At 60.4% G+C, this 22221-nt stretch carries 25 protein-coding genes and 1 pseudogene; 16 read left to right on the top strand and 10 right to left on the bottom strand.

From position 1 onward, the window contains the following. Nucleotides 1-276 (bottom strand): hypothetical protein, encoded by a 276-nt coding sequence (locus RB623_RS21380; protein WP_308059001.1) that lies wholly within the window; start codon nucleotides 274-276, stop codon nucleotides 1-3. Nucleotides 277-469: 193 nt separating this feature from the next. Between RB623_RS21380 and RB623_RS21385 the strand changes: the two genes are divergently transcribed. The 5 genes from RB623_RS21385 (at nucleotide 470) to RB623_RS21405 (ending at nucleotide 3937) form a co-directional block, all read left to right on the top strand. Next, a complete protein-coding gene (locus tag RB623_RS21385; RefSeq protein WP_308059002.1) occupies nucleotides 470-928 on the top strand; it encodes a hypothetical protein in 459 nt (152 codons plus the stop codon). A 162-nt stretch (nucleotides 929-1090) separates the two neighbouring features. Beyond that, nucleotides 1091-1498, top strand: a complete 408-nt coding sequence (locus RB623_RS21390; protein ID WP_308059003.1) for a helix-turn-helix transcriptional regulator — start codon at nucleotides 1091-1093, stop codon at nucleotides 1496-1498. A 148-nt stretch (nucleotides 1499-1646) separates the two neighbouring features. Beyond that, on the top strand, nucleotides 1647-1985 hold the full coding sequence (locus RB623_RS21395; RefSeq protein WP_308059004.1) for a hypothetical protein: 339 nt from the start codon (nucleotides 1647-1649) through the stop codon (nucleotides 1983-1985). Between the two features lie 542 nt (nucleotides 1986-2527). Next, a complete protein-coding gene (locus RB623_RS21400; RefSeq protein WP_308059005.1) occupies nucleotides 2528-3250 on the top strand; it encodes a helix-turn-helix domain-containing protein in 723 nt (240 codons plus the stop codon). Between the two features lie 525 nt (nucleotides 3251-3775). After that, entirely contained in the window at nucleotides 3776-3937 is a 162-nt protein-coding gene (locus RB623_RS21405) for a hypothetical protein (RefSeq protein WP_308059006.1), read from the top strand. Here the strand turns inward: RB623_RS21405 and RB623_RS21410 are convergent. Beyond that, nucleotides 3934-4083, bottom strand: coding sequence for a hypothetical protein (locus tag RB623_RS21410; RefSeq protein WP_308059007.1), 150 nt, complete (start codon nucleotides 4081-4083; stop codon nucleotides 3934-3936). The two genes, RB623_RS21405 and RB623_RS21410, sit on opposite strands and share 4 nt — an antisense overlap. Before the next feature lie 539 nt (nucleotides 4084-4622). Here RB623_RS21410 and RB623_RS21415 point away from each other — a divergent pair. From RB623_RS21415 to RB623_RS21430, 4 genes are all read left to right on the top strand, one after another. Further along, a complete protein-coding gene (locus RB623_RS21415; protein WP_308059008.1) occupies nucleotides 4623-5678 on the top strand; it encodes a class I SAM-dependent methyltransferase in 1056 nt (351 codons plus the stop codon). A 185-nt stretch (nucleotides 5679-5863) separates the two neighbouring features. After that, nucleotides 5864-6103: an RNA-binding protein gene (locus tag RB623_RS21420; RefSeq protein WP_308059009.1), complete on the top strand. Its 240-nt coding sequence runs from the start codon at nucleotides 5864-5866 to the stop codon at nucleotides 6101-6103. A 472-nt stretch (nucleotides 6104-6575) separates the two neighbouring features. Then, complete coding sequence (locus tag RB623_RS21425; RefSeq protein ID WP_308059010.1) at nucleotides 6576-6770, top strand: hypothetical protein; 195 nt, start codon at nucleotides 6576-6578, stop codon at nucleotides 6768-6770. Between the two features lie 475 nt (nucleotides 6771-7245). Further along, nucleotides 7246-7482, top strand: coding sequence for a hypothetical protein (locus RB623_RS21430; protein ID WP_308059011.1), 237 nt, complete (start codon nucleotides 7246-7248; stop codon nucleotides 7480-7482). Here the strand turns inward: RB623_RS21430 and RB623_RS21435 are convergent. The 6 genes and pseudogenes from RB623_RS21435 to RB623_RS21460 all read right to left on the bottom strand — a co-directional run bounded on the left by RB623_RS21435 (nucleotide 7470) and on the right by RB623_RS21460 (nucleotide 10287). Further along, nucleotides 7470-7592 carry a hypothetical protein gene (locus RB623_RS21435; protein WP_308059012.1) on the bottom strand — a complete coding sequence of 41 codons (123 nt, stop codon included), beginning with the start codon at nucleotides 7590-7592 and terminating at the stop codon, nucleotides 7470-7472. The two genes, RB623_RS21430 and RB623_RS21435, sit on opposite strands and share 13 nt — an antisense overlap. 268 nt (nucleotides 7593-7860) lie before the next feature. After that, nucleotides 7861-8289 (bottom strand): annotated as a pseudogene (locus RB623_RS21440) (SOS response-associated peptidase). Nucleotides 8290-8343: 54 nt separating this feature from the next. Next, a complete protein-coding gene (locus RB623_RS21445) occupies nucleotides 8344-8571 on the bottom strand; it encodes a hypothetical protein (protein ID WP_308059013.1) in 228 nt (75 codons plus the stop codon). Continuing rightward, nucleotides 8568-8963 (bottom strand): hypothetical protein, encoded by a 396-nt coding sequence (locus tag RB623_RS21450; protein ID WP_308059014.1) that lies wholly within the window; start codon nucleotides 8961-8963, stop codon nucleotides 8568-8570. The genes RB623_RS21445 and RB623_RS21450 overlap by 4 nt, the downstream gene beginning before the upstream one ends. Nucleotides 8964-8999: 36 nt before the next feature. Then, nucleotides 9000-9746 (bottom strand): hypothetical protein, encoded by a 747-nt coding sequence (locus RB623_RS21455; RefSeq protein ID WP_308059015.1) that lies wholly within the window; start codon nucleotides 9744-9746, stop codon nucleotides 9000-9002. A 10-nt stretch (nucleotides 9747-9756) separates the two neighbouring features. Next, complete coding sequence (locus RB623_RS21460; protein WP_308059016.1) at nucleotides 9757-10287, bottom strand: hypothetical protein; 531 nt, start codon at nucleotides 10285-10287, stop codon at nucleotides 9757-9759. Between the two features lie 141 nt (nucleotides 10288-10428). Here RB623_RS21460 and RB623_RS21465 point away from each other — a divergent pair, with 141 nt between their 5' ends. The 3 genes from RB623_RS21465 to RB623_RS21475 are packed head-to-tail and all read left to right on the top strand — an operon-like array spanning nucleotide 10429 to nucleotide 15894. Then, nucleotides 10429-11190 carry an ImuA family protein gene (locus tag RB623_RS21465; RefSeq protein WP_308059017.1) on the top strand — a complete coding sequence of 254 codons (762 nt, stop codon included), beginning with the start codon at nucleotides 10429-10431 and terminating at the stop codon, nucleotides 11188-11190. Next, nucleotides 11105-12628 carry a DNA polymerase Y family protein gene (locus RB623_RS21470; RefSeq protein WP_308059018.1) on the top strand — a complete coding sequence of 508 codons (1524 nt, stop codon included), beginning with the start codon at nucleotides 11105-11107 and terminating at the stop codon, nucleotides 12626-12628. Before RB623_RS21465 ends, RB623_RS21470 begins: the two co-directional genes overlap by 86 nt. Beyond that, nucleotides 12625-15894, top strand: a complete 3270-nt coding sequence (locus tag RB623_RS21475) for an error-prone DNA polymerase (protein WP_308059019.1) — start codon at nucleotides 12625-12627, stop codon at nucleotides 15892-15894. The genes RB623_RS21470 and RB623_RS21475 overlap by 4 nt, the downstream gene beginning before the upstream one ends. Nucleotides 15895-15899: 5 nt before the next feature. Here RB623_RS21475 and RB623_RS21480 read toward each other — a convergent pair whose 3' ends face one another. After that, complete coding sequence (locus RB623_RS21480) at nucleotides 15900-16709, bottom strand: transglutaminase family protein (protein ID WP_308059020.1); 810 nt, start codon at nucleotides 16707-16709, stop codon at nucleotides 15900-15902. Between the two features lie 74 nt (nucleotides 16710-16783). After that, nucleotides 16784-17689: a transglutaminase family protein gene (locus RB623_RS21485; RefSeq protein WP_308059021.1), complete on the bottom strand. Its 906-nt coding sequence runs from the start codon at nucleotides 17687-17689 to the stop codon at nucleotides 16784-16786. A gap of 316 nt (nucleotides 17690-18005) precedes the next feature. On the opposite strand from RB623_RS21485, the gene RB623_RS21490 reads away from it, so the two are divergent. The 4 genes from RB623_RS21490 (at nucleotide 18006) to RB623_RS21505 (ending at nucleotide 22139) form a co-directional block, all read left to right on the top strand. Next, nucleotides 18006-19019, top strand: a complete 1014-nt coding sequence (locus RB623_RS21490) for a YihY/virulence factor BrkB family protein (protein ID WP_308059022.1) — start codon at nucleotides 18006-18008, stop codon at nucleotides 19017-19019. A 170-nt stretch (nucleotides 19020-19189) separates the two neighbouring features. Beyond that, the gene (locus RB623_RS21495) at nucleotides 19190-19687 is read left to right on the top strand and encodes a ferritin-like domain-containing protein (RefSeq protein ID WP_308059023.1); all 498 of its coding nucleotides are present in this window, start codon (nucleotides 19190-19192) and stop codon (nucleotides 19685-19687) included. 162 nt (nucleotides 19688-19849) lie between these two features. Further along, entirely contained in the window at nucleotides 19850-20770 is a 921-nt protein-coding gene (locus RB623_RS21500; RefSeq protein WP_308059024.1) for a hypothetical protein, read from the top strand. 109 nt (nucleotides 20771-20879) lie between these two features. Continuing rightward, entirely contained in the window at nucleotides 20880-22139 is a 1260-nt protein-coding gene (locus tag RB623_RS21505; RefSeq protein WP_308059025.1) for an FAD-dependent oxidoreductase, read from the top strand. Nucleotides 22140-22221: the final 82 nt, after the last annotated feature.

Genomic DNA, 22221 nt, shown 5'->3' on the forward strand with positions numbered 1-22221 from the left:
TTAGGGCTGGTTCCTCCGTTGGTCTCTCCAGACCGCCAGCCGGCTCGGATCGAGCACGAGATCCTGCATCATCCGGACCATCACCCGATCCTGCTCGGTGAGCTTGTGTCCGTTCGGCCATTTGCCGCTCATGTCCAGCTTCTTTAGCGCCTCGATGACGCCGGTCACTGTCTCATCGGCCTGCTCCTGGGGAGCCTCGGTGAGCAGTTGCTGCGCCTTGTCGACGTCGCCCTCTATGAACAGGCGAATGAGCTTGTCGGGTGAGCTCTCGGTCATACCAGCGTCCCTCGCGTTTCTTGCAGCCTACATACGAGTTCAATCGCATAGCCGACATGTTCCTGGCGAAGAAAAAGGACAATGACGTCATCCCCTTCACCACCGACCAGATGAACACCTGTTCAGGTCGCCGCTGTTTACCGGCTGTCAGTCCGCCGACGAATGGCGCAACGTCGCCAAGCCCGGCAATGTCATGATCCGCGATCACTGCTTTTCGGTGCCGCTCATCTTGCTCTACAGCGGCGCAATGCGCGTCGTGCCGATTCCCCCGGAACTGATCAAACTTGGCTTCATCAAATACCGCGACGACATGCACACGGCAGGACGCGCCCGGTTGTTCCCGGAAGCACAACGCAACGCGCGCGGTCAGATGGTTGCCGAGTTCTCACGCGAGTTTGGCCGCTACCTCACGCGCATTGGCATGAAGATGGGCCGCAGCTTGTCCCTCTACTCCTTCCGACATGGCATCGCCGATGCCTTCCGCAGCGCCGGCTTCCTCGACGAGCAGTTTGGCATGTTGCTCGGGCACACGAAGCACAGCACGACGGGCCAATACGGCATAATGCCAGAAGGGCCGCTCATGCAGCGCGTCGAAATGATCAACGCCGTCGCCTATCCAGGCCTTGAAACATCTCACCTCATGCCAAGTTAAGGATTCATCAAGGATTATTTGGAACCTATACTTCCGTCTCTTGCCATCTTTCTTGATTTCATTTTGAGTTTTTAAAGTATACCCCTACACGTATAGCCTACTTTGTTTTGCTATATCTAGTGATATCAGTAAATCACTGAATGTTGCTAGAGGATATCTATCATGCCCAAGGTCGTCGGCAGGCCATTTGCCAATACCAATCTCGCGAGGTTCCTCGAGAAACGGATCCTCGAACTCAGGCCCAGGAAGTCGCAGAAGCAGATCGCCGACGAGGCGGGCTTCCTGTCCGTCAACATGCTCTCCATGATCAAGAGCGGCACCAGCAGGCTGCCGCTCGATCGCGTGCCGGCCCTTGCAAAGTCCCTTGAATGCGACCCGGCCCGGCTGTTCGTCCTGGCGCTCGAGCAGCAGGACAATGCGCTGGCGGTCGTCGTGAGGGAGATCCTCAGGATCGCCGTCTCCGCCAACGAAGCCGCCTGGATCGAGGAACTGCGCGACGCGTCGGATCATTCCGATCCGACGCTGACCACCAAGGCGCGGCGCTCGCTACGGGCGGTGTTCGGCAAATGAAGATCTTGTCCGTGCACCCTGTGCCGAAATCCTTCTGCCTTACCGAGAACGAGCGCGCCTGGATCGAGTTCATCCGGCTTGTATCACGCGATACCGATCCCAGAGCGACACTCGCGCGCGTGCAACTTTTGAAACAGGTGTTTCGCGCATGAACGATAAATATCCGGAGTTGTGGCCGGCCGGCTTCGACGCGCGCTGGCACGGCAAATCGATCCCGCAGCGCGACTGGCATTTTCATCGGCAACTGCTCGCCCGCTACGGGATCGTGTTGGCGGCTGGCGAGTTCGCCAGCATGCTGCGCGACATCAAGCACGGAGCCGCCTTGCCGATGATGAAGCTGACGCCCCGCAAGGTGATCTACTCGGTCAGGATCGAGCGGGTGCGCGCGCGCGTCTACGTCGCATCTGACGGATTGCAGATCTTCACCGCTTGGCCGCCGAAAAAGAAGCTGAACGAGATCCGGCGGAAGATGTCGTATCGCGACTAAGCACCTCCACGTCGCCGCTAGCGGCATCGGCCACAGAATCTGACAGAGCACATAACACGCCGGATCCACGGATCACTTCAGATCATGTGACGGAGTTGATCGTGAATTTTTCGACGTCCGCTAATAGGCCGCTCACACGTCCTTGCTCAGGCACGGCCGCACGCATGTTTCACTCAATCACGGCATCAAGGCGGTCGCAACCATAGATGGTATTTTTGACGCAGACCACTTGCCCATCGAAGCAAACCGACAGGTCGACGCAAGGTTATGAAAGATTTTCTGATCTCTGCTCAAACTGTCGCGCTTATGAGGTCGGCGGCTTGGCACGGCTTTTGCTTCAACTGAATTTGCAAGCCTATTTTGGCACAATGCAGGAAGACAGATCAGGGAAGATGGCCGGGAGATGATGCGGTGCGTCACATCCGGGTCAGGTCATCGAGACCGGGCTCACCTCCACAATGGCGACTTATCGGCTGAATTCGCCAGGGGAGGAAAAGGTAACTGGGCAGTGCGCCGAGCACGCGCATTGACGGGTGGGTGTAGTGCAGACTGTCATCAATGCCAACTATCCTCGGTCGAATGTGGCAGCAGCATCGCTGCAGGGCGCCTCGAACAGGCCGCAGCGACCTGAAGTCGCGAAGCCGCTGTCGCAATTGCGCGCCGGCAATTCACTCTTTTTCGAAGGAGATGATGGAGACAATGTCTATCATCTGGTGAAGGGAACTGTCGCCTTTTATCGCTTTATGTCCGACGAGCATCGCGTGATATGCGGATTCGCTTTAGCCGGCGAAGTCTTCAACATGTCGCACAGAGGCATATATCTCTGCTCGGCAGAAGCTTTGTCCGACTGCCTTTTTCGCCGGCGTAGCAGGAAAGACATCGAGGCGAACCAAGTTCGTGATGAAATGCACGAGAGATACGTGGCATGCCTGGAAAGCGAACCGTGGACGGTGCAATTCCAGACCCTGCGTCGGCTGCATCTGATGGCGGACGAACGCGCCGCCAACTTCCTACTCGAGATAGGCCGGCGCACCAACCCCACGTTGACCAATGGCTCACGCGTGCATTTGGAGATGTCCAGGGCCGATATTGCGAGCTACCTCGGGCTGACGGTGGAAACGGTTGTGCGTTCGCTGAAGCGCCTGGTTTCCATGGGCCTGCTGATCGCCTATACGCCCCACGAATTCGGCATCCGTGACATCGCGGGCATCTACAGGCGCTTGGGTGTATCACGGGACTGGTCCGGAGGTCTGGCTTATCAATAGCTCGCTCAGCACATCGTCTGCCGCAGCCTCATGCCGGCGCCGGACAGTTGGCCGGGTGGGCTGTCAAAGTCTCCCAGATAGATCCCGGCGTCCTTCGCGGCACCTAGCCGGATCGCCCCGTTTCAAATGAGGCGAGTTCGGATAGGCTGCTCGTGCGAAACTATTCCGTCCGCAACGCGGAAGTTCGCCACAAATCACATTCCGTTCGTTCTTCGTCGCTTCGGGGAACGGATGAAATTCACGATCACATACATCCAGGATGGCCAATCGATCCGCAGCGAGAGCTGTGAGGACTTGTTGAAAGCGAAGGAACTGGCGAGGCTTTTCGACTCAGGTGAGCAAGACGGCGCGAACGTTCACGACCGAACCGGTAGGCTCATCTTCCACTATCTGAGAATAGACACTCGCCGCTAAGCGCCCGCACCACCACCGCGACAGGCGTGGGCAGGTTGAATCAGGACGCCATGGCGCCGGCACCCTCCAGAAACAAAACCTTACTATTTTGCCGGCCTGGAGGCGAGATAGATGACCAGTGAACTCGATATGTTGCGGCTTTCCCATCTGATACGGCGGTTGGTTCGCGAAACAGGCATCAGAGAGAAAGATGCGCGCGATCTCGTCACAACGTTTGGCACAGAGTGGCCGTCGCTCGTGCGCGAGGCTCATCTGATGGCAGCTGTCAGCTAGCCGCTGACGATCTCGATCTCGTCGAGGATGCTTAGCGCCTCCCGGCAAGGCCCGACCGTTTCGTTGTTCATTTCGGCGAGCATGCGGTGGAAGCTGATTGCCACTGCCAACTGGTCGGCCAGGAGGGCTGCTCGTTGCCGGTTCATTAATAAAGGCCGTCGCTTCCTTAGCGAGCCGGTTCTGTGCAGTGGCGTTGTCCGGGCCGCCTGCAAGCAGGATCGCCCGCGTTTCGGTCATAGTTGTCTCTAGGTCACGTGGCCCGGGGCGGCTGGCCTTACCCCGCCCCAATCACCCAAGGCCAGCGGCCTTCACCTAATACGGACACGGCTAAGCTTGGATCACTGCGGCGGCCCGCCTTTACCTGCGCGCGATATCAGATCGGAGCCGGCTGGGCTGCTACCTGCGGCATCTCGCGTAAAATCCCTCGGGGGAGACGAGTTGCGGCACGACTTTCGACCGGCTGCAAACGACAACAGGAACGTGAGAAGCGGGAGGCGGCGTGACACTCCTGGACCGGGCCAGTTGGTGGTTGCTCAGAGGCAGATGTGTTATCAACTGCTCATAGACAGCGGGCCATCGAGGCATTCGCTATATCGACCGGCCGATGTGCTCTCTGAAGGAGGAACGACGAAGGACGAGGGTCCGGTCGACGGCTGCCCAGTCCAGGGGACATCAGGAGATCGACATGCCGCATGATCAGGAGAAGCTGGACGCGTTCTTGGGAAAAATGGTGGGCGATCTGGGCGCAATCGCGACCGGCGCGGGAGTGGTGCTAGGGGATAGACTTGGCCTGTTCACGGCTATGCGGGAGGGCGGCAAGATGACCGCCGCCGAACTCGCTGCGCGAACCGGCACTAATCAACGCCTGATCCGAGAATGGCTCTCTGGGCAATCGGCGGCAGGTTACATTGAATATGAGGAAGCAACCGACCGCTTCTATCTCAACCCTGAGCAGGAATTGGTCTTCGCGAATGAAGACAGCCCGGCCTTCATGGCGGGTGCATTCGAGGTCCTGTCGTCGCTGTGGTTGGACGAGGAGAAGGTGAGGCAGGCGTTTCGGTCGGGAAAAGGCGTCGCCTGGCACGAACACAGCAACTGCCTTTTCCGGGGCACCGAGCGCTTCTTCCGACCAGGCTACAATGCCAACTTGATCGAATCCTGGTTGCCATCCCTCGATGGTGTGGTTGAAAAGCTCGAACGCGGCGCTGATGTAGCTGATGTCGGATGCGGTCATGGTGCCTCGACGATCCTGATGGCCAAGGCCCATCCGAATTCCCGCTTCACCGGTTTCGACTATCACGGTCCCTCAATTGAGCGCGCACGTGCTGCGGCCAGGGAGGCTGGCGTCTCTGACAACACTCAGTTCGAGGTCGCGTCGGCCAAAACCTATCCGGGAGCCTATGATCTTGTGGCCTTCTTCGATTGCCTGCACGACATGGGTGATCCGGAAGGCGCAGCCGCTCACGTCCATCGATCGCTCAAGCCGGACGGCACGTGGATGGTCGTCGAGCCGTTCGCGCATGACCACCTGTCCGCCAATCTCAATCCGGTAGGCCGCGTTTATTATGCCGCTTCCACCTTCGTCTGCACGCCGGCGTCACAAGCGCAGGAGGTTGGCCTGGGGCTTGGCGCTCAGGCTGGGGAAGCGAAGTTGCGGCAGGTGGTGACTAGCGGAGGGTTCACCCGATTCCGGCGCGCCGCCGAGACGCCATTCAATATGGTTCTGGAAGCTCGGCCGTGAATCATTTCTAGACCCGCGAGCCATGACGGGGGGCGCTCGCATCCTTGGCGCCCTCAACTCCGCGTAACGCCGCCCAAGGGTCATCCCGAGCGGTGGAGATGGTCCTCAATCCCCGCCATTCCTGACGGCAAGGGGGCGTTTGAAAGAGACGATCACGCTTACGCCCGACCAAGGGAGAAAGCATTATGCCTTTCACCAGATATTTTGGCGTGTTCAACCCCGACGAACTCGCAATCCTTCAAAAGGCCTTCGACCGATTGTGCATAGAGCGCCTCCTGTCTCAAAAGGACATGGAGCAAAGAGAGGCGTTGGCGGCAGAAGTCGTCCGCGTCTTCCAGCAGGGCGCGACGGTAGAAGCCGAGATATGGCAGGAGCTCTCCGACCACCGGCAAAGCCGAAGTGGTGCGGATGGGATCAGCGTTTGAGGCGGACGTTCATGGGGAACTTGATGACCCACTCACGTTAGCATCCGAGGGGAAGGATGGCATTATGGCAGAGGATCAAGACGGCCAATCGAGCCGCTACATAAGGCAAATTGTCGACCGACCTCGTCAGGGAAACCGGCGTCACCGAGGATCAAGCGGCAGAATTCATTGGGACGAGCTGGCCATCTCTCGTTCGTGAGGCGCACTTGCTTCTCAATCGCCACGTAAGCCAAGTGGCACAACGTCCCGCCACGGCGGTGAGAGCGACAGTATTTGCTCAGAACGCGAACGGCGTGGGAACGGGCGAGCAACTTCGCTATGTCAGGAGATGTTGGCAGGAAACTTCTTTCCGGCGGGAAATGGACGCCAGCCGTGAAAGGTGCCACCACCGCCACGGTCGTAGTGCAGCCATTTACAAAACTGAAACCATAACCAGATAAAATTCGAGTTTCACGGCGCGAGGTGACACCCGATGTGGCTTCAGCTCGCCAAAAGGGACGGCCTACCCATTCTCGTGAACATGGGCTGGATCGCCGAGGCACTTCCCGCCCTTGGTGGTTCGGTGCTGGTCTTCGACAGGGTGCTCGGTGCCGACAAAAAGCTCGCCGTTGCAGAGACCGTCACCGAAGTCGCCGAAGTTCTGGGATCGGTGCGCGCCGCGAAGTAGAGCCCTCACGTCCGACTGCTGAAAGGTAGGCGCTCAGATCGATCACCTTCTCATCGAGATCGATTGCCTCCCCCTGATCCCAACCGAAATGCCATTCGACATTTGCGGCTGTCCCAGGCTCATAGGGGCAAGATGAACGTGGCGCCGCTCCGCAAGAAGCGGCTCTGCCTTCTTCGATGACGTCGACGCCTGGCATGCACTCTCCTATTGTCTTGTGGGAAACCCCGGCCCTAACATTGGGGTTTGGCCGAGCCGGTCGGGTGCGGCTTCTGACAGAGAAGCCACTTTGCATGGTCACCGCGCGGTTGAAGCGGTGGCAATAAAGTTTGATGTCCCCAATTAGTTTTTCCACGCCGATTTCTGCAACGACTCGCCTGCCTGCGCATTGATTCGCCCAAGTCGAGAGGTGTTGCGTATGTGGGCCAAAGGCAAAGGCATCCGAGTATCTGCACCGGCAAGCCGAAGGGCCCCGGCCGTGCGGCCTTCGATTGGCAACCATCTTCGTCAGCGTAGGGCCGTCAAAGAGCTGCTCGATCGCCAGCGCGTTCGCATCATCAGCCAGCGCATTTCAGATGGGGAGATGTGGTCGGCGACTGTGCGCGTCGGTAGTGACTATTACGAGGTGCGCCCGATCGACCTTGCTCTCCTTCAGGATGGGCATTCGCCCGAATGGCTGGGCCTGGAGCCGATCCCAGACGATCAAGAAATCTGATGATACAGCCCGGCGAATGGGTGAGCGGTGAAGTCAAGCGTTTGCTTGCGAAGCGGCTTGTCAAGGAAACTGGAATCACCCACGCGCAGGCGGCTGAGCTTGTCGTTCACTTAGGCCCCAACTGGAGGTCGCTAATCCGCGAGGCTAGGAATATGCAAGGTATCGTTTGCCGCGAGACAAGCGGACATCCTATCGAGTGAAGCGGCTGCGGAACTGTGGCCGGGCGTCCCTACATCCACCCAGCGGGCGGCTCTTTCAGCCCGTGTGCCCAGAGCAGCGATCCGATCGCTGGGCGGACATCTTTGAAAGACCAACGAGCGGCCCGTGCGCGCTCGGCAGGGATAGTTGTGCTGGCTTCCGTGTGGCCGATGGACTCTGTCATGGAACTGCAGCTCGCCGCCAATGTCGTGGGACAGGATGTCCCTTAGGTCGTCCGCCGGCGTCGCCGGCTCGAGCCTTGCCGCCATCCGCCGGGCTTTTTGTCCATTCATAGAAGCCGTCCGCCGGGATCAGGCATCGCTTCGACTTGTAGGCATCCTTAAAGGCGCCGGACGTGGCCGCCGTCTCGATTCAGGCGTTGAACATCGCCTGCTTGGGCATCTCTTTCGCCCACCAGGGGACCAGCCACCAGCGTCCCTCCTTGAGGCTGTGATTGCCGCCCTCGCCGGCCGTGACAAAGAAGACGTTCTGTGTCGGTGCGATGTTGTAGCGGGGCTCGTCGTTGCGCTGCTTTTCCCAATCGAGGGTCAGCCGGTAGAGCCGATGAAGTTCCAACCAAGGGAGAAAGCGCGTGTATCGGCTACACATCAGAAGGATGCCCTGCGCAACATCGGCGCATCCTGGCCGCGCAGGCCGTAGGCGTCAACAGACCCTGGTTGCCTGTGCCCCATCGAGCAATTGTCGTGCTTGCGGTTCGGTTACCTCGATCAAAGCTTCGACAGCAGTGCCGAATCCCGCGAGAGTGGCGCTCGGGTCGCCTTTGCCATCGCGCGCCATTTCGATACTGTGGGCGGTGATCGTGACGTCATCGACGAAGGAGCGGATGCCGAGTTCGTCCATGTCGGCGGCGACGATCCAGGCGTAGATCAAGATGCGTTTGCCATCTTGTCGGGTCCAGATGCGTTTCCGGGCCAAGCGGCGTAAGGCTGCGATCGCCGTCGCTCGGTCGGCGAGTTGCGCCTCGGGATCGAAGACGATTTCCAGGTTGGCAGATGCCGGTCTACGCTCCTCGTCCCATGCAGCGCAGGCGCCTCGACGGCCGCCGTCTCAGCCTTGTCCCATACCGATGCGGCCTCATACTGGTCGGCGGTGATCACTTCGTCATCGAAGCCCGACATATCCCAGGCCTCCCGCGCGAACCGGCCTTTGGCCGCGACAAGTGGTTCGATCCTTGCCTGACGGAATACCGCCATTGCTGCCTCGACACCGCGGCGCAGTTCATCTGGCGTTGCCGTCGGAATGGATATCTTGATCGGGGTCATACTGGGTTCACTCCCGACAAATCCATAAGGAAGGTCTCAGTCCCAAGCTGCTGTCGAACAGAACGGCCGGGAGGGCGATATCTTCAGAAGGTCTCCGAACAGACCAAGATCCTCGACCGGCAGCGGTTTGGGTTTGGGATCCATGTCGAAGAGCTGGCGCTGATCGCTGTCCGGGCGCTCGTAAAATCCCGGCTTCCGTCGCTCCAGATATTTTTCCGGGAGCGACCGCCAATCATCATAGGCGATCTCCAGGATGGGCCTGATACGCTCCCGATATGTCTGCAACTCGTCTTCATCCAGAAAGTCGTGTGCCTGGTAGAGCCGGAACTCGCCGTCTTCCCGGTCGACGGCGACACTGTTGGCGAGTTTCTGAGCGACTGGGTCTTCCAGCCGGCCTGCCGCGAAGAGCCCATTCGAGACAAGATCGCAAAGCGTGAGGACGAGATGGGGTTCTTCCAGCTCGGTGGCCTTGATGAGCGCCTCGACCGCGACCGCGAACGGCCAGAGTAGCTTGTCTGATGCCGCGCCCTTCATCTGGGCCAGTTGGATGTCGCCGGCGGTGTTGGCGACCTTGCAGACATAATGTGCCATGCAATACTCATCAGCGTCCGCCGCCACGAGATCGGTCCAGTCCGACACATCCCGCTGGTCACCATCTGTCCAGAAGCGCGGCGGACGCTTGGCTATCTCGCGCAATTTCTCAATCGCCCGAGCCTTGTCCATGCCCTGGAGATCGTCAGGCGGCATGGCCCTTCTGGCGTTCAGTGGAATGATTTCGGCCATGGCCGTGCCTCTAAGCTGCCGTGCGCAGCATTCGATAAACCTTCTTCCAGTCTTTCGACTTCTCGAACCTCGCCTTGAGGACTGGCAATATCTTCTCCTCATACAACTCGTGCTCGCTCGTCGTGAGCTCGTCCTCAGTCCGGTGGAGCAGTGCCTTGGCAACAACGTCTTCCAGCCGCTCGCCGCTGAAATAGCCCTCGTTGATCATGTCCTCGACAAGCTGGGGAACGGCCGCCTCAAGCTCGGTCAGCGGACCTTCGCTCGCATAGAGCTTGGCAAGTTCGTCCGCGATATCCTCCCCGAAGTCGCCCAGTAGCTTGTCGCCGAGTTTCGGGGTCGTAGCCGTGTTCCAGATGAAGTTGGCAATGAGCGTTGTTAGTGCTGTCATCATCGTCTGAGGATTGGTCCTAGCCTGCGTCAGGCGGCCTGACAGGTCCATAATCAGATGCTGCGCGGCCTCAATGTCCGCGTCCTCGGCGAAATGAGCGGCGGCCCAGGCGCGAGCGCCCGCCAGATTTTGTTCCTTGGTTGATGCAGCCATAGCCTTACTCCTGAACATTGGCCGGACTTGCACAGTGAACAAAAAAGGAACAAAAGAGTCAAGAGGTGATTGACTCTGGCAGGAATGGGTTCCTAAATCGGCGAATGATGCCGTCAAACGATGCCTGAAAGCCGCCTCCAGATGCCTGCCAAACCCGATCGCGCCGTCATTTCCGCGTTGCAGGAGCGCGTCCGGAGCCTTGAGGGCGGCAGGTATCAGGGTCGCAGCGTGCTGCCGTTTGGGCTTGCGGACATCGACCGGCATTTGCCGGGCGGCGGTCTGGCGCTGGGCGCCCTGCATGAGGTGGCGGGCGGGGCCAACGGCGCGGTCGATGGCGCAGCGGCGGCTCTTTTTGCTGCCGGCATCGCGGCCCGGACGAAGGGCAAGGTGCTTTGGTGCGTGACGCGACAAGACCTGTTTGCCCCCGCGCTCGCGCAGGCAGGCCTGTCTCCCGACAGGGTCATCTTCGTCGAGGCCGGCGACGAGAAGTCTGTGCTTGCCTGCTTCGAGGAAGGACTTCGGCACAATGGGCTCGGCGCAGTTTTGGGCGAACTGGCGCGACTGCCGATGACCGCCTCTCGCCGCCTTCAGCTTGCCGCCGAGACTTCTTCGGGCATTGGCATTGCGATCCGAAGATGGCGGCGCCATGCCGATGCAACGGATTTCGGACAGCCGACCGCCTCGGTGACGCGATGGCGCGTCTCCGTGCTGCCGTCGCGACCATTGCCGGTGCCCGGTGTTGGTCGTGCTCGCTGGCGGCTAGAACTGATCCGTTGCCGAGGTGCTGAGAGTGCTGATTTTGAGGTGGAGGCCTGCGATGGCAAGGGTCGTCTCGCTGTTCCTTCCGCAATGGCCGACGGATCGCCTCAGAAGGAGATCGGACGCCGCATCATTGCCGCCTGATCAGCCGTTGGTTCTGGTTGGACGGGACGGCAACAGGCGCATTGTTCTTGCGGCGGACACGAATGCACTGAAGCAGGGACTTCGCGTCGGCATGCCGGCAACCAAGGCGCAGGCGCTCGTGCCCGGATTGGTCATCCACGACGCCAGACCGCAGGAAGACGCCCAGGCGCTTGGGCGGCTGGCGTTATGGACATTGCGCCGCTATTCGCCCATCGTGGCTGTAGACGGGCTGGACGGGCTGGTGATCGACATCACCGGTGCCAGTCATCTGCATGGCGGCGAGCAGGCCTTGCTCGTAGACCTGGTGCAGCGCCTAGACCATGCGGGCATCTTGGCACGCGCAGCTGTCGCCGAGAGCTGGGGTGCGGCCCATGCCGTTGCACGCTTTGTCAGGCAGCCGACAAGCTTGGTGCCGGTCGAGGCGACACAGGCCACTATAGCAGAGCTGCCAATCGCGGCGCTGCGGCTTGACGGTGCGATCGTCGACGGACTTCGCGTGCTTGGCTTCGAGCGCGTTGGAGATCTGCTCGCGCAGCCACGAGCACCGATGACGCTGCGCTTCGGTCCAGAACTCGGGCGCCGACTGGACCAGGCGCTGAGCATCCTGAATGAGCCGATCGATCCGCTTCGGCCAGCGGAGATTGTCGAAGTGCGCCGCAGTTTTGGCGAACCGATCGCCGCCGCCGATACCATTGCAAAATACATCGGCAAGCTGGTGGGTAGCCTTTGCGGGGAGTTGGAGACACGAGGACTAGGGGCCAAGCGCCTCGATCTCCTGATGCATCGCGTCGACAACACCGTCGAGGCAGTTCGGGTGAGCACAGCGCTTGCCGTGCGTGACACAAAACGGCTGACTCGGCTTCTTTGCGACAAAATCGAAAAGATCGATCCGGGCTTTGGGATCGAATTGATGCGGCTGGCCGCCTCGTGGGCAGAACCGCTTTCGCCGAAGCAGACGATCTCGTCACTGATCGACAAGCCGGAGGCCGACATCTCCGATCTGATCGATACGCTCAGCAACCGTGTTGGCGATGGTCAGCTCTATCGCTTTGCACCACTCGCCAGCGATGTGCCCGAGCGTTCCGTGCAGCGCGTGGCACCCAGCGCCCCGGAAGTGGGCGATGCCTGGCCGGATCACTGGCCGCGTCCAGCGCGGCTGCTGACACCACCGGAGCCGATCGAGGCCTTGGCGCTACTGCCCGATCATCCGCCGGCAAGTTTCACCTGGCGTGGCAGCCGCCGGCGTGTGAGGCGTGCCGATGGCCCTGAGCGTGTCTTTGGCGAATGGTGGAAGCGCGACGCCGAACTCGCCGCCGTGCGCGACTATTTCCAAGTGGAGGATGATGCCGGCGAGCGTTTCTGGATCTACCGCGCCGGTGACGGCGAAAACCTTGCCACCGGCTCGCATCGCTGGTTCCTGCACGGCATTTTTGCATGAGCGCCGTCCGCTATATCGAACTGCAGTGCACGTCGCATTTTTCCTTCCTGCGCGGTGCCAGTTCCTGCGAGGAGTTGTTTACGCAAGCCGCCGTCATGGAAATGCCGGCGCTAGGAATTGTCGACCGCAACACTCTCGCTGGCATCGTCCGGGCGCATGAGGCAGCGAAGACCACCGGTTTGAGACTGATTGTAGGCTGTCGGCTCGATCTTGCGGAAGGTGTTTCGATCCTCGTCTATCCCACCGACCGCGCAGCCTATTCGCGCCTGTGCCGGCTGCTATCCCTCGGCAAGAAGCGCGCGGGAAAGGCCAAGTGTGATCTGCGCTGGGACGATGTTGCGGCCTACGCTGAAGGGCTGGTCGCCATCTTCCTGCCCGATCAGGCCGACGACGACTGTGCGCTTTGGCTGCGGCGAATGCGTCAGACATTTGATGATCGGGCCTATCTAGCGCTCACCCTGCGACGGCGGCCGAACGATCAACTTCGCCTGCACGAGTTGGCCAACCTAGCGGGCGCGGCAAGAGTCCTGACGGTCGCCACAAATGATGTGCTTTTCCACGAGCCTGGACGGCGCATGCTGCAGGATGTCATCACCTGCATCCGCCACAACTGCACGATCGACGATCTCGGCGCGCGGCGCGAGCGCCATGCGGATCGTTATCTCAAGCCGCCCGAAGAGATGGCGCGGCTGTTTGCCCGCTATTCCGAGGCGATCGCCAGAACTGTCGAGATCGCAGATCGGTGCCAATTCTCGCTTGACGAACTTGCCTATCAGTATCCCGAGGAACGCGATGATCCTTCGCTGACGCCTCAGCAGACCTTGGAGAAGCTTACCTGGGAGGGGGCGGCGACACGTTATCCTGAAGGACTGCCGGATCATGTCTTGGCGTCGCTCAGGCACGAGCTATCGTTGATCGACCGTCTGAGCTACGCGCCATACTTCCTGACAGTCAATTCCATCGTCCGGTTTGCACGGTCGCGTGACATCCTCTGCCAAGGGCGAGGTTCGGCCGCCAATTCCGCCGTCTGCTATGTGCTCGGCATCACTGCGATCGATCCGGCGATGAATGATCTGCTGTTCGAGCGTTTTGTCAGCGAGGAACGCCGGGAACCACCAGACATCGATGTCGACTTCGAGCACGAACGACGCGAAATCGTCATGCAGTGGGTGTTCCACACCTACGGTCGCGATCACGCGGCTCTTTGCTCGACCGTGATCCGCTATCGCTCCAAGGGCGCGCTGCGCGATGTTGGCAAGGCGCTCGGCCTGACCGAGGATTTGATCAAGATGCTATCGTCGCAGGTCTGGGGTTGGTCGGAGGAAGGCGTCGAGCCGAAGCATGTCCAGGAACTGAACCTCAATCTCGGCGACCGGCGCCTTCGGCTGGCGCTTGATCTAGCGCGCCAGCTCATGGGCGCCCCACGCCACCTGTCGCAACATCCCGGCGGCTTCGTGCTTACGAATGACCGGTTGGACGATCTGGTGCCGATCGAGCCGGCGGCGATGAAGGACAGGCAGGTGATCGAATGGGACAAGGATGACATTGACGCTTTGCGCTTCATGAAGGTCGATTGCTTGGCGCTCGGCATGCTTTCCTGCATGAAGCGGGCTTTCAACCTGCTCGCCGAGCACAAGGGCGTCCAACACGACCTTTCGACCATCCCGAACGAGGATGGTCCCACCTACGCGATGATCCGCAAGGCGGACACGCTCGGCGTCTTCCAGATCGAAAGCCGGGCGCAGATGTCGATGCTTCCCCGGATGAAGCCGCGAACCTTTTATGATCTGGTCATCGAGGTCGCTATAGTCCGGCCCGGCCCGATCCAGGGCGATATGGTCCATCCCTATCTGCGACGACGGGAACATCAAGAGGAAGTCCACTACCCCAAGCCGGAACTGGCGAAGGTGCTGGGCAAGACACTCGGCGTCCCGCTGTTCCAGGAGCAGGCTATGCGAGTGGCAATCGAATGTGCCGGCTTCACCGCCGGCCAGGCTGACCAGCTTCGCCGCGCCATGGCAACGTTCAAGTTCACCGGCGGGGTCAGCCATTTCCGCGACAAGCTGGTCAAGGGCATGGTCGACAATGGCTACGAACAGGAGTTCGCCGAGCGGACCTTCCGGCAGCTTGAGGGTTTCGGCAGCTACGGCTTTCCTGAAAGCCACGCCGCATCGTTCGCGCTGATCGCCTACGCCTCGTCCTGGATGAAGTGCCATCATCCCGAAGTCTTCTGCGCCGCACTCCTCAACGCCCAACCCATGGGCTTCTACGCGGCGGCCCAGATCGTTCGCGACGCTCGCGATCACAATGTCGAAGTCCGGCCGGTCTGCATCAATGCCTCGCGCTGGGACTGCACGCTGGAACCATTGGAGGACGAAGCCTTTGCAATTAGGCTCGGCATGCGCATGGTGCGCGGCCTGTCCAACGCCAACGCTGCGACGTTGCTTGCCGCGCGTGCCGACCAGCATTTCGCATCCATCGATGATCTATGGCGCCGCGCCGGCGCGCCGATTGCCGCCCTGGTGCAACTCGCCGAAGCCGATGCGTTTCGCGAAGCGCTGAGCATCTCACGTCGCGAGGCGCTGTGGCAAATTAAGGGACTTCGCGACGAGCCTTTGCCACTGTTTGCAGCCGCTGCCAGGCGAGAGGAAGTGCAGGTTCCGGAACTCGTCGAGCCCGACGTCACATTGCGGCCTATGACTGCCGGCAGCGAGGTCGTCGAAGACTACGGCCATGTCGGGCTGACCTTGCGAGCCCATCCAATGTCATTCCTGCGAGGCGATCTCCGCCGCCGTCGCATCGCCACTTGCAGGGAGGCGATGAACGCTCGTGAGCGCCAATGGCTGGAAGCGGCCGGCCTTGTCCTGGTGCGTCAGCGGCCGGGCTCGGCCAAGGGCGTGATGTTCATAACCATCGAGGATGAGACCGGCATCGCCAATCTCGTCATCTGGCCAAAACTGTTCGAACGGCAACGACGCATCATCCTGGCCGCCAGCATGTTTGCCGTGCGCGGCCGCATCCAGCGCGAAGGCGAGGTCGTGCATCTCGTCGCGCACCAACTCACCGACTTGTCCGCGGAGCTGGCCAGCGTCGGCAGCCGGGATATGGCTTTCCCTCTGCCGCATGGTCGAGGTGACGAGTTCCATCAGGGGAGCCCCGGTCTCGATCCTCGCACGCTGCCACCCAAGCGACCGAATCCCCGCGACATCTACATCCCCGACCTTCACATCGACACCATCAAGGTCAAGCCGAGGGATTTTCGGTAAGTGGTCTATGCGAGGACTTCTTCGGTGATGACATCGAAGCGCACCAACCTGGCAGGACCGAAGCTGGTCGAGAGCGCGACATCGGTGGCGTCGCGGCCTGTCGCCATCAAGATGCGGCCAATGCGAGGGACATTGTGGCGGGCATCGAACGTATACCAGTGCCCGCCGAGATAGGCTTCAAACCAGGCTGAGAAGTCCATCGGATCAGGCACTGGCGGCACACCAATGTCACCGAGATAGCCTGTGCAGTAGCGAGCCGGAATATTCATGCACCGGCAAAGCGTGATCCCCAGATGGGCAAAATCGCGGCAGACACCGGTCCGATCAGTCCAACCGCCATGCGCTGTGCGCAAGGCATCCGCATTCTGGTAGTTGAAGGCAATGTGGTTGTGAACGAATTCGCAGATTGCCTGCACCCGTGCCCACCCCGGTTGAGTTTGTGAGAATGTCGACCACGCCAGATCGCCAAGCCGGTCGGTGTCGCAGTAGCGGCTTGCAAGCAGGAACACGAGAACGTCGTCGGGCAGATCCTTCACCTCGTGCTGGATCGCATCCCAGGCGACGATATCCGGTCGCCCGCTGTCGTAGATTTCAAATTCTGTAGCGATGTTGAGGATGCCGGGTGGCGCCGTCACCCGCGTGCAGGCATTCCCGAACCCGTCGACATAACCCCACGCCTCGACCGCAGGATCAAACCTCAGTTCATGGCCAGTGAGAAGGTCGCCGCGCCGCGTAGGATGAATATCGAGCGCCAGCAGCATCTGCGTCGGCTGCGGACATTCGTAAGCGATATTGAAGCCAGCGCGGATTTTCATGAAACTCTCGAAGAAAAGTTGAAGGAGGGTGCGCTGCAACGCCGATACTACTGGCTCCGTTCCATGCCTAGATTCTAGGCAATGCTGGAGACCTCGTCCTGAGGGGCGGATTCTGTCGTGACATTAACCTGAACCGTCAGGCCCAGATCATCGGAGGCGCGACCGAAATAGCTCCCTGACAGTGGAATGGCCTGCCGGGGATCACGCGCGACCGCCACCCTGATGAGGTCGCGGTTTCCGACAATGCCGTTCGTCGGATCGAATTCCACCCAACCTGAGCCGGGGAGATAGACCTGACACCAGGCATGCGTCGCTCCGCCTCCGAGATTGGCCTGACCGTCACGACTGGCAACATAGATGTAGCCGGTTACAAAACGCGCCGCAAAACCGAGCGAACGGACCGCCTCCATCATCAGGAGGGCAAAGTCCCGGCAGGAGCCTTTTCGCGAGCGCAGTGTAATCAGTGGCGGTTGCGTCCCATGTTCGGAGCGGCGCGCATAGGAAAAGCCCTCATGGATGGCGTAGCACAAGGTCATAAGCACCTTGCCCGTCTCGATCTTCGACCCGGTCCGCACAAACTGGTTTGCCCAATCCGCGACCGCTCCGCCGTCGTCTGCATAGTGAGGCCGGATGGTGCTTGCGAGATCCGGCAACTCGTCGGGGTGGTATTGAAACGGATAGACCAGGGCATTCTCGTCGATACGAAAATCCGGCGCGGCGGACGGGGTATGGTCGACGCGAATATGGGTCTCGAAGCGAAGCTCCTTCGCTCGTTTCGCGACAGCGACGTGCGCGACACAGTTTCCGAAAACATCGTGAACCCAGTTGATGGACTCCGGCTTGGGATCAACGTCGAGTGTCGCCTCAAGCAGACGCTGGTCGTAGCTGTCACGCGGCCTGAACAGGAGTCGATGCTCACCGAATTCAACCGGACGCTGGTAGCGATAGACCGTCGAATGCCGCACCGAGAAAACGGTCATCAAATCCTGTTCCGGACGAGTTCCGACACAAGATACCGCGCTGCCGGCATCTCGTCAGTCAAATATGTTTCCACTCCGATCGCCATAGGCGGACCCGTGGCTTTCACGGCAGGAACCGATCGTCCAAACCGTCCTGCAGCGCTGTTGATAACGCCACTTCTGCCTCGACCGAATTCATAGGTGGCTCGAGTCGTGCAGCGACCGGCCGGCCGGCATGCGCATTCGGGCAATGAAGGTGCGGAACAATCCGACCGCACGGCGACTTCAAGGTTGGATACGAACTGCAGATCTGTGTGATCTGGCCGAGGGAGCGCAAATGAAACCCGTTCTTGGTCGCGTCTGGACTCTCGCAAGAACCGCAGTCGTGGGCTTCATCAACGATAATGCGCTAACCCATGCTGCGGCTATGGCATTCTACGCCGCCACGTCGCTCGCGCCAATTCTGCTCATCGTAATTGCCATCGCCGGCCTTGCGGTGGGACGAGACGCTGCCCAACTCGCGGTAACCGCGCAACTGACCGGCCTGTTAGGTCCGCAGGGCGCCGACTTGCTCAAGTCGATTATCGAGGGAGCTTCGAACAGCACAAGCGGAGTGATCGCCGCCTCGATTGCGTTGATCACTCTGATCGCCAGCGCGTCTGGCGTATTCGGCGAGATGCAGTCGTCTCTCAATCAGATCTGGAAGGTTGAACCCAGCTCCAATAGCCTGTCCGGGCTGGTGAGAGCCCGGGCAGCCAGTCTGGGACTGGTTGCGTCGCTTGGGTTTCTGCTGCTGGTTTCGCTGGCCGCGAGCGCCGCTATTTCAGGGCTGGCAGACTTCATCAATTCGCATTTGGCCTTCGGCGAAGCTATCCTGTCACTCATCAACACCATTGTATCGTTATCGCTCCTGGCTCTGCTTTTCGGCGCAATCTACAAAGTCCTGCCGGATCGGTCCCTGGCTTGGAGAGACGTCCGTTTCGGCGCGGTGACGACGGCCGTTCTCTTCACGATTGGGAAGTCATTGATAGGATGGTATCTCGGAACCAGCGCGGTGGCCTCTTCCTACGGTGCGGCAGGCAGCTTGATCGTATTGCTGCTGTGGGTGTTCTACTCATCCTCGATTTTTCTTCTCGGCGCAGAACTCACTCGTGCCTACGCCACGAGCTTCGGGACGAGGCCAGACCTGAAGCGCCTCACAACATCAGCGCCTGATGATCCAATTCTTTCCCGGCCGCAGGTGAGTGCAAACAGGAGCCCTTACATTACCCTCGTGCTAATCGCACTTGTCTCGGCAGTGGCGACAGCAATAGCGTCGTCGAACAGTGGGAATCGGAGGGAGCGCTATTAGTCGGCGCTCGAACAGGTTGCTCCCCAGCAGGGCGATCCCATTTCGATGGTGCATTTCTCCGGATTTATGCGCAAAACCAAGCGGGACTTTCTTATTATTTTTGCACCCGGAACTCTTTGTCTGCGCTGGGGTTTTGTCGCCACTACCCTCTCTCAACAAGGAGCCGACCAATGGCCAGGGACAAGACACTGGAAGACCTCTTCCACGATACGTTGAAGGACATCTACTACGCCGAACGGAAAATCCTGAAGGCCCTTCCGAAAATGGCGCGCGCCGCCAGCTCGCCTGATCTGAAGGCGGCATTTGAAAAGCACAAGGACGAGACCGAGGGCCACGTCGAGAGGCTTCAGCAGGTGTTCGAGCTGATGGGCAAGCGGCCTCAGGGCAAGACCTGCGACGCGATCGAAGGCATTATCTCCGAAGGAGAGGAGATCATCGAAACCTTCAAGGGCACGCCAGCGATCGATGCCGGTCTCATCTCGTCGGCCCAGGCCGTAGAGCATTACGAGATCACGCGTTACGGCACGCTCAAACGCTGGGCCGAGGTCCTCGGTATGGCAGAGGCCTCCAAGCTGCTCGACCAGACCCTCGGCGAGGAGTCCATGACCGACAAGGCCTTGACCGGCCTGGCGGACGCATCCGCCAACGAGATGGCCAAGGCCGCCTGACCCACATTCAGCCACCCGGCGTCGCCGCGGTGGCTGGTTTCTTTCAGCTCTCATCTATCCGACAGGAGACAATCATGGGTCGCGGCATTCTGCTCTGGCTGCTCGGGGTTCCGATTCCGATCATCATCCTTCTCGCTCTGTTCATGCGATAGGTGGACAATCATGGCTTCAACCATCCTAGCCACCGATGCGGCCGCCCCGGTCGAATCGTCCTCATCGGCCGTCAGCTGGGGAGCTATAGTTGCCGGCTCCTTCGCGGCCGCCACGCTCACTTTCATCCTGATGCTCCTTGGCTCCGGCCTCGGCCTCACCATGATTTCACCGTGGTCCAACACGGGCGCCAGCGTGACAACCTTTGCGGTCTCGACGGCGATCTGGCTCGTCATCGTGCAATGGCTGTCGTCCGGGCTCGGAGGCTATCTGACTGGCCGTCTTCGCACGAAGTGGGTCGGCATCCATACCGACGAAACCTTCTTCCGTGACACCGCGCATGGCTTTATGGCCTGGGCGCTGGCGACTCTGTTGGTGGTCTTCGTTCTGGGCTCAGCACTATCGTCGACAATCGGCACCGGCGTTCAGGCTGCTTCCACAGTGGCATCCGGAGCCGCGATGGGCGCCTCGGCGGGAGCATCCGCAAATGCCGGAGACGGTGGTGGAACCGATGCGACCTCCTATTTCGTCGATTCCCTGTTCCGTCCCGCCGACGCTGCAAGACTGGCGACACCGGGAGCGGAAGACGACACGGCCGCTGCCGCGCAGGCCTCGCGGATCCTCATCGCCAGCGGGGCAGCGGGAGAAATCTCGGCGGATGACAAGGTCTATCTTGGTCAACTCGTAGCAGCCCGCACGGGGTTGTCTCAGGCCGATGCGACCGCCCGTGTCGACGCCGTCCTGGCTCAGGTCGAGCAGACTAAGGTCGCTGCGCAGGAAGCTGCCGACACGGCACGCAAGGCCGGAGCGACGTTTGCGCTGGTCGGCGCGTTGTCATTGCTGATCGGCGCCTTCATCGCCAGTGCCGCCGCCGCGCTCGGCGGCAGGCAGCGTGACGATGACGAGATCGCCTACGTGACGACATCGCGATAGCCGGTTGTCGGCCGGGCCTGCTCGGCCTGCTCGGCCAGCACCTATCTTCGATGGACCCCGGTGATCATTCGCCGGGGTTCATGTTTTCCCTCATACCCTGGCGACCACGATGACGCGCAAGCTCGAACTGCGGACCGGCGTTCCTGTTTGGGAGGCCTACCGCGCTCCCCGCATAGCGACGCAAAAGCTGACGCGAGACGTGACGTGCGACGTGCTTGTGGTAGGGCTCGGCATCAGTGGCGCAATGCTGGTCGAGGCGCTCACCGCCCAGGGCCTCGCCGTCATTGGCGTTGATCGCCGTGGCAGCATGCTCGGCTCTACGCCGGCGACCACCGCTCTGGTGCAGTTCGAGATCGATCAACCGCTTTCCGACCTTAGCCGGAAGATCGGACAAGCCGACGCCGAACAGGCGTGGCGACGATCGCGTATGGCGGTGACCAATTTGCGGGGTCGCATCAGCGAACTCGGTATCGCCTGCGATATGACAGCAACCCAGTCCTTGTATCTCGCGGGCAACGCTCTCGATCCTGGAGAATTGCGCCTGGAGGCGGAGGCCAGGACTGACGCGGGCATACGCGCGACGTATCTGACGCCTGCTGTTCTCAAGGAGAAGTTCGGCATCGACCGCAAGGGCGCAATTCTCAGCCAGGATAATCTCGCCCTCGATCCCCGCAAGCTCACCGCTGGCTTTCTAGGCAAGGCTCTCGAACGAAAAGCCCGCTTCTACGCTCCCGTCGAGGTCGCAGGCTTTGCCACCGGGCCGACCGGCGTTCGCGCGGAAACCAAGGACGGGCCGGTGATCTCCTCCAGACAGGTTGTGCTGGCGACGGGTTACGAGCTTATGGACATCGTGCCTTCGGACACCCATTCCGTGATCTCGACCTACGCCATCGCAACGAAGCCGCAGAAGAGTGCGCTTTGGCCCGGCGCGACTTTCGTCTGGGAGGCGTCCGATCCCTATCTCTACATGCGCGCGACCGCCGACGGACGGGTGATCTGCGGCGGCGAGGACGAGAATTTCGTCGACGAGGCGAAGCGGGACAGTTTGCTCGCGGCTAAGACACAGACGATTTCCACCAAGCTGAAACAGCTGTTTCCGCAGTTGGATACCACGGCCGAATTCGCCTGGGCTGGATGCTTCGGCACCACGACGACGGGGTTGCCGTATATCGGTGAGCTGCGTGGTCATCCCGGCATCTTCGCCGTGCAGGGATATGGCGGCAACGGAATCACCTTTTCGCAGATCGCGTCGGAGATCATTGCAACCGCCATCGCCGGGCGTGACGATACGGACGCAAGGCTGTTCGCTTTTGGCCGCACAGGAATGGTCAGGAAGCTGGTGGATGCGGCAGGCAAGCTCATCGCTTGACGTCAGAAATCAAGTCCGTCTAAGCACAGTCCTTGTTATTGTGCGGTGCAGCAACGATATTGCTGCAGGTGCGTTGCACCTA

Source organism: Mesorhizobium sp. LHD-90, from assembly GCF_030929505.1.
In the GTDB taxonomy this organism is placed as follows: Bacteria; Pseudomonadota; Alphaproteobacteria; order Rhizobiales; family Rhizobiaceae; genus Kumtagia.

Excerpts from the sequence above, each read along its gene's own strand:
- RB623_RS21415 (WP_308059008.1), top strand. The coding sequence starts at position 4,623 with ATGCCGCATGATCAGGAGAAGCTGGACGCGTTCTTGGGAAAAATGGTG.
- RB623_RS21405 (WP_308059006.1), top strand. The coding sequence starts at position 3,776 with ATGACCAGTGAACTCGATATGTTGCGGCTTTCCCATCTGATACGGCGG.
- RB623_RS21505 (WP_308059025.1), top strand. The coding sequence starts at position 20,880 with ATGACGCGCAAGCTCGAACTGCGGACCGGCGTTCCTGTTTGGGAGGCC.
- RB623_RS21450 (WP_308059014.1), bottom strand. The coding sequence starts at position 8,963 with ATGACCCCGATCAAGATATCCATTCCGACGGCAACGCCAGATGAACTG.
- RB623_RS21490 (WP_308059022.1), top strand. The coding sequence starts at position 18,006 with ATGAAACCCGTTCTTGGTCGCGTCTGGACTCTCGCAAGAACCGCAGTC.
- RB623_RS21475 (WP_308059019.1), top strand. The coding sequence starts at position 12,625 with ATGAGCGCCGTCCGCTATATCGAACTGCAGTGCACGTCGCATTTTTCC.
- RB623_RS21410 (WP_308059007.1), bottom strand. The coding sequence starts at position 4,083 with ATGAACCGGCAACGAGCAGCCCTCCTGGCCGACCAGTTGGCAGTGGCA.
- RB623_RS21470 (WP_308059018.1), top strand. The coding sequence starts at position 11,105 with ATGGCAAGGGTCGTCTCGCTGTTCCTTCCGCAATGGCCGACGGATCGC.
- RB623_RS21495 (WP_308059023.1), top strand. The coding sequence starts at position 19,190 with ATGGCCAGGGACAAGACACTGGAAGACCTCTTCCACGATACGTTGAAG.
- RB623_RS21395 (WP_308059004.1), top strand. The coding sequence starts at position 1,647 with ATGAACGATAAATATCCGGAGTTGTGGCCGGCCGGCTTCGACGCGCGC.
- RB623_RS21455 (WP_308059015.1), bottom strand. The coding sequence starts at position 9,746 with ATGGCCGAAATCATTCCACTGAACGCCAGAAGGGCCATGCCGCCTGAC.
- RB623_RS21480 (WP_308059020.1), bottom strand. The coding sequence starts at position 16,709 with ATGAAAATCCGCGCTGGCTTCAATATCGCTTACGAATGTCCGCAGCCG.
- RB623_RS21380 (WP_308059001.1), bottom strand. The coding sequence starts at position 276 with ATGACCGAGAGCTCACCCGACAAGCTCATTCGCCTGTTCATAGAGGGC.
- RB623_RS21420 (WP_308059009.1), top strand. The coding sequence starts at position 5,864 with ATGCCTTTCACCAGATATTTTGGCGTGTTCAACCCCGACGAACTCGCA.
- RB623_RS21485 (WP_308059021.1), bottom strand. The coding sequence starts at position 17,689 with ATGACCGTTTTCTCGGTGCGGCATTCGACGGTCTATCGCTACCAGCGT.
- RB623_RS21425 (WP_308059010.1), top strand. The coding sequence starts at position 6,576 with ATGTGGCTTCAGCTCGCCAAAAGGGACGGCCTACCCATTCTCGTGAAC.
- RB623_RS21465 (WP_308059017.1), top strand. The coding sequence starts at position 10,429 with ATGCCTGCCAAACCCGATCGCGCCGTCATTTCCGCGTTGCAGGAGCGC.
- RB623_RS21460 (WP_308059016.1), bottom strand. The coding sequence starts at position 10,287 with ATGGCTGCATCAACCAAGGAACAAAATCTGGCGGGCGCTCGCGCCTGG.
- RB623_RS21500 (WP_308059024.1), top strand. The coding sequence starts at position 19,850 with ATGGCTTCAACCATCCTAGCCACCGATGCGGCCGCCCCGGTCGAATCG.
- RB623_RS21390 (WP_308059003.1), top strand. The coding sequence starts at position 1,091 with ATGCCCAAGGTCGTCGGCAGGCCATTTGCCAATACCAATCTCGCGAGG.
- RB623_RS21385 (WP_308059002.1), top strand. The coding sequence starts at position 470 with ATGATCCGCGATCACTGCTTTTCGGTGCCGCTCATCTTGCTCTACAGC.